The sequence below is a fragment of the Pseudoalteromonas sp. MEBiC 03607 genome (genome assembly GCF_004792295.1).
Taxonomy (GTDB): domain Bacteria; phylum Pseudomonadota; class Gammaproteobacteria; order Enterobacterales; family Alteromonadaceae; genus Pseudoalteromonas; species Pseudoalteromonas lipolytica_C.
Genome location: NZ_SRRY01000002.1, coordinates 426438 through 443856, shown reverse-complemented (window position 1 = coordinate 443856; position 17419 = coordinate 426438). Strand labels below are relative to the sequence as shown.

The 17419-nt window shown below is 41.2% G+C and carries 15 protein-coding genes; 5 read left to right on the top strand and 10 right to left on the bottom strand.

Going from position 1 to position 17419, the window contains the following annotated elements:
• Nucleotides 1-30: 30 nt before the first annotated feature.
• From E5N72_RS19000 to E5N72_RS18985, 4 genes are all read right to left on the bottom strand, one after another.
• On the bottom strand, nt 31-756 hold the full coding sequence (locus E5N72_RS19000; protein WP_105180590.1) for a YebC/PmpR family DNA-binding transcriptional regulator: 726 nt from the start codon (nt 754-756) through the stop codon (nt 31-33).
• A gap of 132 nt (nt 757-888) precedes the next feature.
• Nucleotides 889-1506, bottom strand: coding sequence for an HAD family hydrolase (locus E5N72_RS18995; protein WP_135926674.1), 618 nt, complete (start codon nt 1504-1506; stop codon nt 889-891).
• 126 nt (nt 1507-1632) lie between these two features.
• A complete protein-coding gene (locus tag E5N72_RS18990) occupies nt 1633-2133 on the bottom strand; it encodes a DUF6702 family protein (RefSeq protein ID WP_135926673.1) in 501 nt (166 codons plus the stop codon).
• Entirely contained in the window at nt 2133-4571 is a 2439-nt protein-coding gene (locus tag E5N72_RS18985; RefSeq protein ID WP_135926672.1) for a M1 family metallopeptidase, read from the bottom strand. The genes E5N72_RS18990 and E5N72_RS18985 overlap by 1 nt, the downstream gene beginning before the upstream one ends.
• A gap of 363 nt (nt 4572-4934) precedes the next feature.
• Here E5N72_RS18985 and E5N72_RS18980 point away from each other — a divergent pair, with 363 nt between their 5' ends.
• From E5N72_RS18980 to E5N72_RS18960, 5 genes are all read left to right on the top strand, one after another.
• On the top strand, nt 4935-5171 hold the full coding sequence (locus tag E5N72_RS18980) for a hypothetical protein (protein WP_135926671.1): 237 nt from the start codon (nt 4935-4937) through the stop codon (nt 5169-5171).
• Nucleotides 5172-5305: 134 nt separating this feature from the next.
• On the top strand, nt 5306-5542 hold the full coding sequence (locus E5N72_RS18975) for a hypothetical protein (RefSeq protein ID WP_135926670.1): 237 nt from the start codon (nt 5306-5308) through the stop codon (nt 5540-5542).
• A 69-nt stretch (nt 5543-5611) separates the two neighbouring features.
• Entirely contained in the window at nt 5612-6844 is a 1233-nt protein-coding gene (locus tag E5N72_RS18970) for an exonuclease SbcCD subunit D C-terminal domain-containing protein (protein ID WP_135926669.1), read from the top strand.
• Nucleotides 6841-10494, top strand: a complete 3654-nt coding sequence (locus E5N72_RS18965; RefSeq protein WP_135926668.1) for an SbcC/MukB-like Walker B domain-containing protein — start codon at nt 6841-6843, stop codon at nt 10492-10494. Before E5N72_RS18970 ends, E5N72_RS18965 begins: the two co-directional genes overlap by 4 nt.
• Before the next feature lie 9 nt (nt 10495-10503).
• Complete coding sequence (locus E5N72_RS18960; protein WP_135926667.1) at nt 10504-11166, top strand: class I SAM-dependent methyltransferase; 663 nt, start codon at nt 10504-10506, stop codon at nt 11164-11166.
• Nucleotides 11167-11534: 368 nt separating this feature from the next.
• Here E5N72_RS18960 and E5N72_RS18955 read toward each other — a convergent pair whose 3' ends face one another.
• The 6 genes from E5N72_RS18955 to E5N72_RS18930 form a co-directional block, all read right to left on the bottom strand.
• Nucleotides 11535-12920, bottom strand: coding sequence for a hypothetical protein (locus E5N72_RS18955; RefSeq protein ID WP_135926666.1), 1386 nt, complete (start codon nt 12918-12920; stop codon nt 11535-11537).
• A gap of 340 nt (nt 12921-13260) precedes the next feature.
• Complete coding sequence (gene ggt / locus E5N72_RS18950; RefSeq protein ID WP_135926665.1) at nt 13261-14958, bottom strand: gamma-glutamyltransferase; 1698 nt, start codon at nt 14956-14958, stop codon at nt 13261-13263.
• Nucleotides 14959-15093: 135 nt separating this feature from the next.
• Nucleotides 15094-15906, bottom strand: coding sequence for a transporter substrate-binding domain-containing protein (locus E5N72_RS18945; RefSeq protein ID WP_135926664.1), 813 nt, complete (start codon nt 15904-15906; stop codon nt 15094-15096).
• A gap of 13 nt (nt 15907-15919) precedes the next feature.
• A complete protein-coding gene (locus tag E5N72_RS18940; protein ID WP_135926663.1) occupies nt 15920-16288 on the bottom strand; it encodes a response regulator in 369 nt (122 codons plus the stop codon).
• Between the two features lie 69 nt (nt 16289-16357).
• Nucleotides 16358-16900 carry a hypothetical protein gene (locus tag E5N72_RS18935; protein ID WP_135926662.1) on the bottom strand — a complete coding sequence of 181 codons (543 nt, stop codon included), beginning with the start codon at nt 16898-16900 and terminating at the stop codon, nt 16358-16360.
• The gene (locus tag E5N72_RS18930) at nt 16897-17346 is read right to left on the bottom strand and encodes a YaiI/YqxD family protein (RefSeq protein ID WP_135926661.1); all 450 of its coding nucleotides are present in this window, start codon (nt 17344-17346) and stop codon (nt 16897-16899) included. Before E5N72_RS18930 ends, E5N72_RS18935 begins: the two co-directional genes overlap by 4 nt.
• Nucleotides 17347-17419: the final 73 nt, after the last annotated feature.

Here is a 17419-nt window from a genome sequence, read left to right as displayed (position 1 = left end):
TACGTACTAATACGTACTAATTTTTTAAAATTAGTTTTTGACAATCGCATTGTGATAAACGTTTTGCACGTCATCACAGTCATCTAGCATAGAAATAAACTTTTCAAAGTTTGCGATATCATCTGGATCTGTGATGTCTGTATGAACTTGTGGAACAAACGTGATTTCGTCTACTTCAAAGTTAATACCTTCAAATGCTTCTTCAAGTGCTGTTTTTGCTTTGTAGTACTCTGTGTGAGGAGCGAATACTGACACTTTGCCGTCTTCTACTTCTACATCTGTTACGTCTACATCAGCCATCATTAGCGCTTCTAGTACCACTTCGTCGTCATCACCGGCAAAGCCTAAAACAGCTAAGTGGTCGAACATATGCGCTACACAACCCGGTGTACCAATTTTTGAATCTGTTTTTGTAAACGGTAAACGTACATCTTTGATAGTACGGTTAGGGTTATCAGTTAAACAGTCAACAATAACCATACAGTTACCAGGGCCGTAGCCTTCATAACGTGCTGGAGAATAGTCTTCCCCTGCCCCACCGGCCGCTTTTTTAATCGCATTGTCGATTACGTGTGCTGGAACTTGGTCTCGTTTCGCACGCTCAATAATACGCTTTAGCGCTTGGTTAACTTCTGGATCAGGTTCGCCATTTTTAGCAACAACGTAGATTTCTTTACCGTACTTAGAATTTACTTTAGTTTTTGCATTGGCTGTTTTAGCCATGGCGTTTTTGCGGACTTCAAATGCTCTGCCCATCTTATGCCTCTATGAATACATTTGATAATTGCCGATATTTTAGCAACTCATGAACGCTTGGGCTAGTACTAGGGCATTTTGAAAAATAAAAAACTAACAATAAATCTCAGGAAAAATAAAAAATAAGGCTATTTAACATAACATCTTATTTTCTTGAAATGAGCCAACCAATTTAGGTAAGTCTGAAAAATGATGCAGTACGTAGTCAGCCTGATTTGCGTATTCAGGAATTTCATCCGGAGCGTACAAACAAGCGCGCATATTTGCATTATGGGCAGCTTGAATATCAAATAAGTAATCACCAACATAAAGTAGCTCAGACTGATCAAGCTCCCATAATGTCGCAATAGCATTCAAGGCGCTTGGATCGGGCTTAGCAGGCGCATCAGAGCGAGTTAACACTGTTTCTATAGGTAAAGGGTTATTCTTTAATTTAATGGCAGCAGCACGGTCATAGTTTCGAGTAACAATTGCCATTGGGATATTGTTTTCTTTTAACCGTGTGATGGCATCTGCAACACCAGGAAGTAAATGTGAGTGCTGGGCATCTAACAATTCATGCTGATGTACTATGTTCATCGCTTCTTCACGCATATAAGGTGAAGGTAAAGAAGCGATATAAGCGAGTAAGTCTTTTTCGACAGGACAACCAACCTGCGCTTTGATTAATGAAAAATCAAGTTCAGAAGAAACCAAGGTACCATCTAAGTCGAAGATTACACCGCGTATATTGTTGTCATGGATAGTCATATAAATCCCTGTATATGAGAATTGGGAAAGTTTTGGTGCCCATTAATAAGATAGTTTACGAAATCAGTTAATTAAAGGATCAAAGGATTAAAAAAGTAACTTTTTTAATCCTTTAGTATAAGAAAATTATGGTTCAACAGGCTCAAACCTTGCCTCAAGCCAAGTGTCATCTTGACTAAACGTAAGAGTTTTAACTTTACCTTTGCCTTCAATGTTTACCATATTAACTTGTGCTGGCCACAGGTCACGTAATGCTCCGTTGCTCATTCGAATACCATGAATTCCCTCAGGGATCGTGACTTCTTGATAAACCCAAAAGAATTTACCATCAACTTGCGCACCCACATCTTTAAGCTCAAGCGGCTTACCATCTAAAGTTTGTAGGGCAATATGTGACTCAACATAATCAGCAAAACGCTTTTGGTCGTCTTTATTACTTAAAATATCAGCATGACCGTCAAATAAGTGCTCTACCGCATGCTCAGTATCGTGTAAATAAAAGCGATGCATTAGCTCAATATTATTAGTGCGTTTATTAAAAAGTACCGTTGTTACAGACGCTTTCAACTGGTGCGCCATAGTTGGCGCACTCAGTAATAAAGCAAAAATAATGGCGATTAAGCGCATTATTGTTGCTCCTCAGCATCTTTTTCGTCGTCTTTTTTCAGCTCAGTTTTAATATCTTGCATGATATCGCGGCTAACTTTCGCTTTACTCTTCTCACGTTTGTACACTTCAATACGTGATGGAATAATACGACGCGGATAGTTATTGTTTTCTACATCAACATCCGCAGTTTCCCAACGCGGGTCAACCGTAACAGACACCAAGTTTTTACCTTTTTCAGTGACAATGAGCTTTTGAACATGCTTGTGATTACGACGCCAGATTTCAGCAGGAATGTACTGCTCTTCTTTCGTACCATCTTCATAAGTAAGCTCTAATAAGATAGGCATTACTAAACCACCTAAGTTTGAGAACTCAAGTACGTAGTAGTTTTTATCTTCTTTGATTGCACGCTCAAACGTTTTACGTTCCCAAGGTTCTAAGCCTTTTAGGAATTTGTTATACGCGTTACGCTCTTTATTAGTTACCGTGAAGCGGTCATTTTCGTCATAGAAGTCAGTTACATCTGGGTTTTCTTCAACCCACAGTTTTTTACCTTCTTCTTTATTACGTTTTACGAATAACGGCATTGGCTTATCAGCTTCGATATCGCGTAAACGATTAAAGTCGATATCAGGGTTTTTCGTATCTAGACGTAGTTGGTAAACTTTATCTAGCGAGATATCAACGTGATCTGTGGTGTAGAACCAGCCACGCCAGAACCAATCTAAATCAACACCAGACGCTTCTTCCATAGTACGGAAAAAATCAGCCGGAGTAGGGCGTTTGTACTTCCAACGCTGTGCATATTCTTTAAATGCAAAGTCGAATAACTCACGGCCAAGGATCACTTCACGTAAAATGTTAAGTGCCGCCGCAGGCTTAGTGTAAGCATTTGGGCCTAAACGCAATACGCTGTCTGACTGAGTCATCACTGGTACTTGGTTTTCTGACTTCATATACTCAACGATATCGCGAGGCTCAACTCCCCACGGAATTGTGTGGTCCCATTCACGACCTGCAACTCCATCTAAGAAACTATTTAAACCTTCATCCATCCACGTCCACTGACGTTCATCAGAGTTAACGACCATAGGGAAGTAAATATGACCAACTTCGTGGATTACAACGCCAATTAAGAAGCGCTTTTCAGCTTGTGAGTATGTACGAGTACCATCGTCTTGTAGGTCAGTGCGCGGACCATTAAAGGTGATCATTGGGTACTCCATACCACCTACAGGGCCATTTACAGACTGAGCAACAGGGTAAGGGTAATCAAATGAGAAGCGCGAATACACTTCCATTGTATGAACGACAGCTTCAGTTGAATACTTCTTCCAAAGGTCGCCACCTTCTTTCGGGTAGAAAGACATCGCCATCACTAACGGCTGATCGTTACCACCTTGATGATAGCCTTTAGCATCCCACATAAATTTACGTGAAGAAGCCCATGCAAAGTCACGAACATTTTCAGCTTTGAAATGCCATGTTTTCGTTTTATCAGTGCCTTCTTTTTCGTTTTCTAGCGCTTCTTCTTCAGTCACGATGAAAACAGGTCGTTTAGCGTTTTCAGCTTCTTCTAAACGTTTACGCTGCGTGCTAGTCAGTACATTACGAGCATTATCAAGTTTACCGGTTGCCGATACAATGTGATCAGCTGGCACGGTGATCTCTACATCGTAGTTACCAAATTCAAGCGTAAATTCACCACTTCCTAAGAATGCTTTGTTTGTCCATGCTTCGTAGTCTGTGTATGCAGCAAGACGCGGGAACCACTGTGCTAGCAAAAAGATATCATTACCATCTTCTTCAAAGTGCTCATAACCTGAACGAGCACCCACGGCATCTTCTTCAACAATGTTAAAGGCGAAGTCCATGCTGAACTCAACGTCTTTACCCGGTTTAAGTGGCTCATTTAGATCAATACGCATTAAGGTATCAACCACAGTTACTTTAAGCTCTTTTCCGTCTTCGTCTTTAACATTGGCGATTTGATAGCCCAGCTCATTGTCAGCCATAAACTGCTGACGACGTAACTGACCTAAGCTCAGTTTTGTCGCTTTTGGCTGAGGGTCACCTTGCAGCGTTTTACCATTGAAGGTTGATGTCATTTCTGCAATTGAGTCAGATTTAAAGATATTTTGGTCTAACTGTAACCAAAGATACTTTAATGTATGAGGTGAATTATTTTTGTACTCAATTTTCTGACTTGCCGTTAAACGACGTTTTTTCTCATCAAGCTTTACGTCGATGTCGTAGTTAACTTGTTGCTGCCAGTAATTTTCTGCAGGTGCTCCAGCGGCACTACGATAAACATTGGGAGTTGGGAGTGCTTCATCCAGTTGACGAAACTTGTCAACAAATGAACCTTTTGTTTGCTCAACTGATGATGCCATAACCGTAGACGATACAGCTAAAGGCAATACCAAAGCACTCAGCGTTAGAACTGCTTTTTTCATTGTTAATCCTGTAAATTTTGCGTGAGCGTACCTTCTCAAACTGCTAACAAAGTTGCAATAAAATAACGATAAAGTGCGGTATTTTTCAGGTAGTATTCATACTTTTAAAACTATTTGTTTTTGTCCTGCCAAATAGCCTTTTAAGTACAAGTGTAAAGGGGGTTTACATTACACTTGCTCAATTTTAGTTCAGCACAAATTCATGCCAAAGTATTAATGTTAAATATAAAGGTTTTTGTTTAACTAGTTTAACTATCTAAAGAAAGATTAAATGGTCTGTTAAATGCATAAAATAGTGTGACTGAAGTGTAATAAAGATACCGTCAAATTTTGCACATAAGCTTAAAAATGAAGGGTGATTAGATGAAGTTTTATATTGTAAAGAAAGACTCTCGTTTAGCAGCCATTCCAGCTCAAGAAGCAATTCTTAACGAGTACGAAAATCGTGGTTTTGAATTTGTAGAAGTGATTGCCGCCTGTGATGAGTCAGATGCATTATCGCGCACAAACCCGGTGATAAAAAGGCCAAAAAAATGGCTGATTTACCCAACTGCCTTCATAATTTTATCCTTTGTAATATTTATTTTCGCAATAAATTAAATTTTATGGCATTTTCTATTGAAATTTACTGCCATTTATATTTAAAATCGCCCACTTTTTTGATTTTGGGGTCTGCGTAGTTCGTAATTGCGCCTCAAAATGTTTTGGTAATCAGCATAGAATTCGGTGAGCGTATGGATTTTTATATCCTAAAAAAACAACAAGAACTAATTGCAATTCCAGCGGACGAACAAAATTGTAAACAGTACCTAGATTCAGGGTATTTTTATATTGATAAAGTAGCAGCTTGTAATGAAAGTAATGCACTTAAAATATTACAAGCAAAACAAACTAAAGCGCTTAAAGTACCATTAATTATGGCTCTACTGGCGTTACCTATGGTTGTATTTGCCTGGTATAGCTTAAGTTAGCAAGCCAGGCTGGGCATCTTGGCTCAGCTTAGGTATATTGACGCTCTTAATAAATAATAAGAGCGTTAAATGAAAGTCCTTCATACATCTGATTGGCATTTAGGCCAACAATTCTACGAGCACTCCCGATTCGATGAACATCAAGCGTTTTTAGCTTGGTTAACCGATACGCTTGTGTCAGAACAGATCGACTTACTGCTAGTTGCGGGTGACATTTATCATACGGCAACACCACCTGCCAGCGCAGAAAACCAACTCTACCAATTTATTAAAACCACCAAGCAGCATTGCCCTGACTTACACATAGTCATTATTGCTGGTAACCACGACTCAGCAAATCGAATAATGGCTGCAAAACCTTTATTAGCTCAGTTTGATACCCATGTTGTTGGCCGCTTTGATAGTAACGCCCCTCATGAAGTAGTACTGCCAATCAGCACCAAAAGCGGCGATGCGAATGTTGTTGCCATGCCATTTTTACGCAGTAGTGATTTAAGCAGCTATAACCGCCAACAAGAGCAACCGTTAAGTTACAACCAAGCCGTTGCTCTTGCCTACAAAGATGCATTACAAGCCGCAAGTAAATTACCAAATGCGCCATTAATTGCGATGGGGCACTTACATGCAAAAGGTGGAGACATCTCATCAGATTCTGAACGCAATTTAGTTATAGGTGGCGAAGATGCAATATCGGCTAGCATATTTACAGATCAACCTGATTATGTTGCGCTAGGGCATCTACATAAAGCACAAACCGTCGCCAAGAAAGACACCATTCGCTACAGTGGCACGCCAATGCCGATGTCATTTTCTGAAAGACGCTATCAGCATCAAGTTGTGATAGTTGAGCTTAGTGACTCAGGTACTACTGTAAACCCCCTTTACATTCCTAGCTTTTGTAAAGTCATGTTGCTGCCAGAAAAAGACTGTGTGCCACTAAACGAACTCTGTGAGCTTATAAAACAACTCGATTTAACAGATGAAGATTTAGCGCCATACCTGCGGGTTAAATTGAGCGCCCATGACACTGACACCACTTTCAGAGAACAAATAGAACAAGCCCTTGAAGGTAAGCAAGTTAAGTTCTGTGGCATTGAAAGGGTTCGTCAACAGAGTAGCCAGCAAGACGATGAACAAACCCTATTTGAAGATGTCTCACAAATTGAAGCGCTGAACCCACACTCACTTTTAGAGCAGGCATTCGCAAATAATAAAGATATGGCAGGGCAGGCTGTGCCAAAAGAGCTAGAAAGCTTATTAAGCCAAGTAATCGATGAATTGAATGCGGAGGATCTACTATGAAAATTTTAGCGATTCGTGTTCATCAACTAGCCTCTATCTTAGACGCCGAAGTCGACTTTAGCGCTTCGCCTTTAAAAGAAGCGGGGTTGTTTGCCATCACGGGTGATACCGGGGCGGGTAAAAGTACTTTACTCGATGCTATTTGCTTAGCGCTTTATAACAAAACAGCAAGATTACGTGGTGATACAGGCAATAAAATTGACTTTAACGGCGACAATATCAAACTCAATGACTCGCGAAACTTATTACGCCGCGGGGCAGGGCAGGGCTTTGCCGAAGTCGACTTTACTGGCCAAGACAAACAATCATATCGCGCAAGATTAAGCTTTAGCCGAGCGCGTAATAAAGCCGATGGCAAATTACAACCCGCACAACATAGCCTCTACTCATTACCTGATGAAACCCTAATTGCTGATAGGAGTGCTGCTGGTAAAGAAATCGAGCGTATTATCGGCTTGAGCTTTGAACAGTTCTCACGAGCAGTACTGCTTGCACAGCATGAATTTGCCGCCTTTTTAAAAGCAACTGGGGATGAGCGTGCGCAACTACTTGAGTGTTTAACAGGCACCGATAAATTTAGCCGTATTGGTCAGCGAATTTTTGAGCGCCATCGTGAACAGCTGCAAGCTTTAGAACAGTTAAAGCTAAGTTTAAGCAACTATCAAGTTTTAAGCCCTGAACAGGTCAAAACGAAACAAGCAGACCAAAAAGCGCTTGAGGCTAAACTCACTGAGCTGCAAAAACAAATAAAACAATTTGAACAGTACCAAGCTTGGTATAAGCAAGCATCTCAGCAGAAGCAACAACTAAACCAAGCTGAGCAAGCCAAGCAAGAGTTACAGCAAAAAATGCACGCGCTTGCTGAAAAAGCCACTGAAGCGAAACAAGCTCAGCAATGCCTAGAAATAAAAGATAACCGCGAACGTGTGGCGACTCTTAGCGTTCAACATGAGCAACTAATTAAAAACCGTAAGCAGCTTTTAAACGTTGATCATAAAACGCTGATCAAAGACGCTGAGCAAACCCTTGAAAAGCAAACCGCACAACTAAACCAAGCTAAGCAAGCACAAAAAGACGCGCAACCTATTATCAGTCAGGCCCGTGAGCTAGATAAGCAACTTGCTGTATTAAACCAGCAAACAGCGGCGCAAAAATTACAAGCAGAGAAAGCAAAGCACCATCATCAAGAGCTGACTAATACACTAAATAGCCATAAAGCAGAGCAGCAAAAACAGCTAGAGCAACAAGCACAAATAAATAGCTATTTAGAAACACATGCACAATGGCAACCATTAGCAAAAGACTGGTCATTCTATAAAAGTGAGTTAAGCCGCTTTAGCCAGCAACTGCACACAATTAACCAATCACAGCAAAACGTAAAAGCATTTCAACCTAAGATTGATGAGCAGCAAGCAGCCGCGCAGCAGTGTAAAACTAAATACCAAGCCCTTGAGCAAGAAATTAAGCGCTTAAACGAGCAAGATGCCGCCTTTAAATCGAGTTTAAATACTCAATCAATGGCCGATATCGACGCTAGGCTTGATGCGATTAAGCACCTGATTGAAAAGCGCCAAGTATGGCAAACTAATCAGCAGCAGTTAAAAAATTGGCAAACACAATTAAACACATTAAGCCAGACTGAGCAGCAACTGCAAACGGCATTAAAAGATGCGCAGCAAGGTGCAGAGCAAGCACAGCAGCAGGTTTCGCTTTGTGAGCAAAACTTACAGCAAGTGCAGCTTAGAGCCAGTGAAGGGGTCAGCCAGTTACGCGCCACTTTAAAAGCAGGGCAGCCGTGTGCAGTATGTGGCTCAAAAGAGCACCCGTTTATGCATGAAGAAATGGTAAACGAGCAATTTAGTCAACTTATTAACGACTTTACCAACCAGTTAACTAACGCCAAACAGTACTTAAAAGCTCAGCAAGCATTACAGCAAACTAAAAGTAATGAACTGGCGGCATGTAGCCAACAGATAAGTTCGTTAACTGGGCAGATCTCAGAACTGAGCGCTCAACAACAGAACCTCAAAGAAACCATGGCGGCTAATCGTACTGAGCTAAATGATTTGACCGAAGTTCAGTTAAACGAGTGTCAACAACAGCTCAGCTTGCAAAAACAGCAATATTACAAAACCCTTGAGCAGCAACAGCAGTTGCAAAACACGCTTGCGGCTAAGCAAACTGAGTATAATCAGCAAGGACAAGCGCTTTATAGCAAAGAGCAGCAGTTAAACGAGTTGCAGCAACAACTAAATAATCTGCAAACACGTTTAAATGAGCTCAATGATGAGCATCAGCAGCTTTATACGACACTGAATCAACAGTTCACCAGTGCACCTTGGTGGCAGGCACTCAATACACAAAACACTTCTTTAGAGAACATTGCTGAGCACGTTGAGGCTTATCAAGCTTCGCTGCAAACGGCAGATGAACTTAAAACGAACTTAAAAGCCATTGAGCAGCATCTTGCGCATTTAACGCCGCAGCTCAACGAAGCAGATACCTCTTTAACTCAGTGCAACGAGCAACTAAGCCAAACTCAAAACGAATTAACGCAGATACAATCAAAGCGCGAGGGCTTATTGAGTAACGCAGCGATTTCGGTAGATGAGTTTATTGCTGAGCTTGAAAAAGCGATAGATTCAGCGCAGCAAGCACTACAACTTGCCCAGACAACCCATAATAATGCGGTGAAGGCGCGTGACGAACAAGCCATTCAAATAGCTAACCTTGATGAGCGTGAGAAAGAGCTCACCGCTGAGCAATCGGCACTTAATGAGCGCTTTAGTCTGTGGTTTAACGATTTTAAAGCGCAGCACCCAAGCTTAGATGAGCAGGCCGTTAGTCAGCTATTAACGATAAGCCCTACTGAAATCAAACAAACTTTGGCTGATTATCACACTAGCGAGAGTAGTTTAAAAGATGCAGAGGCGCTATTAAAACAACGACAACAGGCATTGGCTCAGCATCAAAATGATAAGCCAGCTCTCCGTGAAGATGAGCTGCAATTACAGCTTAATCAAGTCACAGAGCAACAAGTACAAGCGAATAACGCATTATTGCAAGTTGCAACGGAGCTTAAAACCCATCAACAAAATAGCCAAGCACTTGAAGATAAACAAAAGCTATTAGTTGAACAGCAAAAAAGCTATGAGCACTGGCATTTACTCAATAAGGTGCTCGGGGATGCCAGCGGCAAAACCATGCGTAATTTAGCGCAAACGCAAACCTTAAAAATACTGCTGCACTACGCGAATAGTCATTTACAGACTCTAAATAAACGCTACAAATTAACAGCCATAGGGCAAACGCTCGATATCGCTATTATCGATAAAGACATGGCCGATGAGCAGCGCTCTGTTAATACATTATCGGGCGGCGAGTCATTTTTAGTGTCGTTAGCACTGGCGCTAGGGCTTGCCTCGTTGTCGTCGAATAAAGTACAAATAAACTCTTTGTTTATCGATGAAGGGTTTGGTACGTTGGACAGTGAAACGTTAAGCATCGCGATGGATGCTCTTGATTCTCTGCAAGCACAAGGCCGCAAAGTCGGGGTTATTTCTCACGTATCTGAAATGACCGAACGCGTTGCCACGCAAGTGCATGTGGCGAAAAAACCAGGTGGTTATTCGACCATCTCTGTTATTTAAAGGATTAGCATGCCAACTTTTAATCACGAAGAAGCAAGTCACTACGACGAACGCATTTTGCGCCTAGTTCCAGGTTATGAGTTATTACATCAAGCAACCGCCGCCCAACTGGCAACCACGCTGAGCGATGATGCGCGCATTTTAGTGGTTGGTGCCGGAACAGGTAAAGAAATCATCGAATTAGCGGCGCTAAAACCAAGCTGGCAATTTATTGCTCAAGATATTTCACAAGACATGCTCGATATTGCCGAGCAACAGTTTGGCCAGCACAACATCAGCGACCGCGTATCAGTACACTGCGGTGATATCAACGACATCGACACTCAATGTGACGCAGCACTGTGTTTACTGGTCATGCATTTTGTTGAAGATAACGGCGATAAAAAAGCGCTATTAAAAGCGATTCACAGCAAGCTTAAGAAATCGAGCAACTTATACATTGCCGATTTAATGCGCCCAGAAACCACTTTTGAGCGCGAATCTCAACTACAGCTGTGTACACAGTTAGGTTTAACAGAAGTCGGCGTAGAACGCATGCGCCACAACCTAGAGCACGAGTTTTACCCATTAGACCGCATTCGTTTTTCAGAGTTAATGAATGAAACCCGCTTCAGCACCCCAAAACAGTATTTTAAAGTGCTTGGTTTTGCTGGGTATGTGATTGGGAGTTAGCTACGTTCTAGAGCAGTCAACTCGTAGGTTGGGTAGAGCGCAGCGAAACCCAACAAGTTGTTGAGTTTCAAGGGGAAAGAGTAAAGTTAGAACACGTAGACGTGAAATTTATTTCGCGCGATGGCTCTAACTTTACTCTTTGAACTTGATAACTTCACTTAATAGTTGAGTTTAATCTAGCCTTAAATATCAGCTTTGTTGCTTGATTCAAGCAACTCAATTCTAAACAAGTGCGTTTTAAGTCGGCGGTTGTATTAGGTGTAAAGTTTATATCGAGATAACGCCGCATAGCGGGCAGATTAAGCTTGGCTAAATAAGCGAGGAACGAGCATCAGCAAAGCTTAAGACGTCCATTCAACGATACTTTGTTAGGCTTTCTTAGCAAGACGTTGCATTCTCCAAAGAAAATAATAATCTGCTTGTTTTCTCTCTTTTAATGCATCAATCCCCTCAACTGATGATGTTACACCATCGTAAACTATTTTACCGAGACCTAATGCTTTAGCTGCAACTGACAAATCACCTGTTAACAACCCTGTATAAGCGCCAACACCAAGAACCGCGCCAATTCCCACAGATGCAATCAATGGTTTTTTAATTAAGTCAAATGTGGCAATCTTAGTACTTTGCTCAATCTTAGCTATGTTAGGTGCAATAGTGTCGCTGAATAATTCACGTGCATCTCTAACACTGAAGCCTTTATTCAGGGAAATAGCTTCAGAAACTGACTTTTCTATCGCCCCTCTAAATTGAATAAAGGACTCTGGCTCACGTTCTCTGAGCAGTAAAAGATTATCAACTGATAATTGTTCTGCATATGGGATAATAATTTTCCAATGTTCTGACAAAATGTCATTTACATGGCTTATTTGAGAGTCAGATTCGAGCCTTTTAAGTGTATTAACCTCTGCGAGGCTATGAGTTAAAATTGAGCCTCCTGTTAATTTAGACATAGATTTTTGATGCACAGCTTCCGCCATAAGCTGACGAGACAACCTCTTTACCTCTGAAAACATTTTCTTTTGTGCATGAGATAGTGTGTGTTTATCTTCGACATGCATATTCTGTAAAATATCATCGGGAAGCATACCTTGCTCTTTTGATGATAACTGATGAATATATGTATGCGGGAGTATATCATTGTCGGATGAGCACCGTAATTTGAATCCACTCTCAGTTTTAATAATTTCCATATCCATAGATTTATATATATGATTTTCAAGATTTTTCAACTCACGCTCTACTAATTGAGAAGATGAATTACCTAAAAATTTTCTTGTAAAGCAATTAAGACAAAAACCATGTGGCATGGTATAAGGAACGGCTATTCCCTTAGATATAACTCCCTTTAACCCCATTAAAACATTTATATCTGCTATTACTCTATTTCTAAATTTTTTGGAGTCTTTACTAGGTGCATGACCAAAGGTTGGGGACGAATCTGCCAGAAAATTATGAAAAAGTACGTTTTCTCCAAATAATGTAGAAAACTTTGATAGCTCTTCAACTCGATTCATTCTACATTTCATCGCGGGGCACTCATAACTGCTCCCTGCGAAGTTGTTTGAAGCGGTAAAAACTTTCCCTATCAGATTTTGCTCCTGAGGCAAATAAGAAACCGAAGAAGACACCTCATCGTAGATATCCAATAATTTAGAAAAGGGTGTTTTATTAATGATTTCTTCATTCACTCCATCCATATCAATCAAACTATTCTGATATAAAGATTCAAACATTTTAATATCATTATGCATAGAGCCCACATCCTACAAGCCAAACAATTTCATAATGCGCGCATCGCACATCCTTCTTCCGATATCACGCTCATATATTTAATAAATATATTATTAACAAATAACGGAATGCATTGCTAACTGTAAATTTTTTTTGATGTTAAAGATATTCATAAAGAAAAATGGCTCAATGCTCATTTTCATCATATTTGCAGGGTATGTGGTTGGGAGTTAGCGGGCAATGAACCATCGCGCGAAATAAATTTCACGCCTACGCGATGTAAAACGCTGCTGCATCAAAGCTCGCTAGCTTTAGCTAAGTTTGTTGGGTTTCGCTCCGCTCTACCCAACCTACAATAGTCTAATACCCCGCAGCCTGGCCGTCTTTGCGGGTTTCAGATGCGCCGTAATAAACGCCGGTTTTCGGGTCTTTCAATATTGCTTGATAACCACCGTATGGGCCAACTGCGTCTTGTAAGGTGTGGCCTTTCTTTATTAACTCACGGCGGGTTTCCATCGAAAAACCTGACTCTAAGCTAACAAAACCGCCGTCTTCCATGATCTCACCGGTTGGTTGCGATGAACCTGTGTGCAGAATACGCGGTGCATCACCGGCTTCTTGCAGGTTCATGCCAAAATCAATCATGTTGATAAGTATTTGAGCATGCATTTGTGGCTGTGTCGCACCTCCCATAACGCCATAACTCATATATGGCTTACCATCTTTGGTGACAAACGCAGGAATGATTGTATGAAATGGTCGTTTGCCTGGCTCATATTGGTTCATGTGGCCTTTTTTAAGCGCGAACATTTCGCCACGGTTTTGCAATACAAAGCCTAATTTTGCAGGTGTCATACCTGAGCCCATACCACGGTAATTGCTTTGAATAAGCGAAACCATGTTGCCGTCTTTATCGGCAGTCGTCATATAAATGGTATCGCCTTCTACTGGGCCTGCATGGTCGCGTTTTGCGGCTTTATTAGGGTCTATCAGTTTGCGTCTTTGGTCAGCATATTGCTGCGAAATAAGTGTTTGCACGGGAATGGTGTTAAACGCTGGATCGGCGTAGTACTTTGCACGATCTGCAAACGCGAGCTTTTTCGCCTCAACAAAGGTGTGAACGTATTCAGGACTATCAAAGCCCATGCCTTTGATATCGTAGCCCTCAAGAATATTGAGAATTTGCTGTGCAGCAATACCTTGGCCATTTGGTGGCAATTCCCAAAGCGTATATCCTCTATAGTCAGCACTTACTGGCTTAACCCATTCACTATAGTGCGCAGCTAAATCTTCATACGATAAGTAGCCGCCGTTTTCTTTCATGTAACGACCAATTTCTTTAGCAATCTCGCCTTTGTAAAAGGCATCGCGGCCGCCTTTGGCAATTTTACGATAGGTGTTTGCAAGGGCCGGGTTTTTAAAAATGTCACCCTTTTCTGGCATTGCCCCATCAGGCATATAAACATCTTTAAAACCTGGGTATTTACCTCGTGCAGCCACACTTTTTTGCATGTAATAGGCAATCAACTCAGACACAGGGAAGCCATTTTCAGCATAATCGATAGCAGGTTGGAGTAGCTTTTTCATTGGCGTTTTGCCAAACTTTTTATGTAACTCAAACCAGCCATCTACAGCACCGGGTACCGACACAGGCAAGGGTCCATAAGCTGGAATGTAGTCACCCTGTGCTTTTAAAGTATCAAAAGACAAACTTTGTGGTGAACGGCCAGAAGCATTTAAACCATATAATTGCTTAGTTTTGTTATCCCAAACAATGGCAAATAAATCGCCACCAATTCCACAGCCAGTCGGTTCAACAAGGCCAAGCACTGCATTTGCCGCAATGGCTGCATCAATAGCGTTACCACCGTCTTTTAATACCTGTAAGCCCACTTGCGTAGCTAACGGCTGTGAGGTTGCAACCATACCTGATTGCGCGATGACCTCAGAACGACTGGCAAAGTTATGGCCGGTGATGCGATCGTAAGCTTGAGAAGCGCCTGTTGTACCTAAGCATACTGCTAGTACTAAACTTTTAATAAGTGGAGTTGGTTTCATAGTTTTTGCCCTTTTTTTTACCACTATAAAAAGCAATTAAAGATCAGGCAATGGCTTTGCGATCGAGCGCGAGAAAACACGATTGACTTCAAAAAATACCAAAACCGCAGCCAATTTACCTTAAACAAAGCCAAATTAGTAAATAGCAGAACCATTCAGACATTGCTCTGCAACTGGTGAAGTTTCACCAGTTGAGTTTATGTTCCCAGCGACAAACTGATCAATAATCGCCGCAATTTGGTTTTCTTGCTTCATGCTATCAAGCGCCTTTTGCAGCGCGGTAACTACCTCGGGCGATGTGTTTTTGTTAAGCGCTAAATAATTACCCACTAAAGCAGGGTGCTTTAGCTCAAATACCGGGGTCACTTGCTGAGGACTCATACCTACATTCATCAGTTGCGATGTTAGGGTGAGTGACGAGCCAATCAGCAAGTCATGCTTACCTTGCTTAAACATCTTTAGCTCTTCAAACTTTTTTGAATAGGTTAAAAAATGCTGGCCCTCAGTAAGATTAAAATCAGCAAGAACTGTTTGATAAACATCACCACGCGATACGCCAATAGTATAGTTTTGCAACGACTTTGTACTACTTACTTTAATGTCGTTACGCTCATTTAAACGATATAAACATGAGTGCCCTGACACCAATGGCCCAACCCAATAAAATTGTTTCTCTCGTTTTGCGGTACGCGATGTTGAATATATTCCTGTATGCGGTTGGCTCATTGTCAGTGACATGCCTCGCTTCCAAGGCAATACATTGAACGTACAATTTAGCTTGGCTTTTTCGCACAAAGATTCCATGATTTTGGTGTTAATACCAGTGAGTTGGTTGTGCTGCATAAAGTTATAAGGAGGAAACACTTCGGTATATAAAGTCAGTTGTTCCGTGCTAGCCAATGCAGTGCTGACTGTGAACAAACTAAATAGTGTTAAATGCTTATACATCGCTCTTAACTCATTAATCAGGTTTAACAATTCGGCTCAGCTGCTTTTGCAATGTATTTAAACAAAAAGGTTTAATAATAAAGCCGTTAACTCTTGCGGTAATCATCTCATTGACGGTTTGCTTACTGTCTTCGCATGTCACCATTAGTACTGGCAAGTTAGCAAGCGTGGGCGTTTCTCTGATATGGTTCAGCAAACATCTGCCATCCATTTTAGGCATATGCAAATCAGTGATTACTAGATCAAAGGTTTGCTTCTCTAGTAAGTCAAATGCTTGTGCACCATCCGTTGCCTCAGTTATGTCATTATAATCAAGCCTACGTAACATGTTTATCAACACGTGACGCATAAGGGGCATATCATCTACAACCAATATTTTCATTAAGTGCACTATTAAAGTTTTGGTTTTTTAAGCTTAGTTTGCTAACCCAATAACGCAATAAAGTAGCAGCTAAGAGACAACATCAGCGACCAATTGACTTAAGCGCGCAATTTTAATGTTGCTCAATTGGCGATAGTCAAAATAAGGGCAAACAATCACTTTACTAGACTTGCTAATTGCAAACTCATCATCAAGCCAAGTTAATTGGCAATGCAAAAGTCCGTTATTAATAAGCTGCTTAGCATAAGTTCGACCAGCAATGATGTGTAATTGCTTTGATTTGTTTAATATCGGCGGGCTGAACAGTAACGTGGTTTGGCTATGTGCTTGCAGCAGTTGTTCATCACGAAAAGTTTGCCAATCAGGCGCCCTTTTAGCGAAATCATAAAACTCGCTTGGTAGGGCAAACAGCACTTTGCTGTATACATTAAAAACTTTACGCCAACCATTACCACAAGCTTGGTTTATTTCGTTTATCTGGCCGGGTTGCATTGCATGCAAATGGTCAAGCTGTTGCCAAGCAGGCATCGGCGGGCGCTTTTCTATATAAACAGCGACTTTAAACGCCTCATCACCAAACCCCTGTAGTGATGCACTATTAACTACATTCATGGCTTTTTAGCTAGGATCCGATCTAGGTTATTTGCAAAGTTTTGACGGTCAGCTTGGCTTAATGGCGGCGGGCCACCGGCCATTTCAACACCACTCGAACGCATTGTTTCCATAAAGTCACGAACATTCAAACGGGAGCGAATATTTTCGGTTGTATATAATTCACCACGAGGATTGAGCGCTTGTGCGCCTTTTTCAATAACTTCAGCAGCTAGAGGAATATCACCAGTAATTACCAAATCATTCGGCTCGATACGTTTAACGATTTCGTTGTCAGCAATATCAAAACCCGAAGAAACTTGTAAACGGCTAATAAACTTAGAAGGAGGTACTCGCATCGCGTGATTCGCAACCAATGTGGTAAACGTTTGCGTACGCTCAGCAGCACGAAAAAGTATCTCTTTGATAACAACGGGACAGGCATCTGCATCAACCCAAATCTTCATGGTATTCTCAATATAACTATTCTAGACTGGCATAGTTTACCTCACTTGAACTTAATTACCGCTATTAACGTAT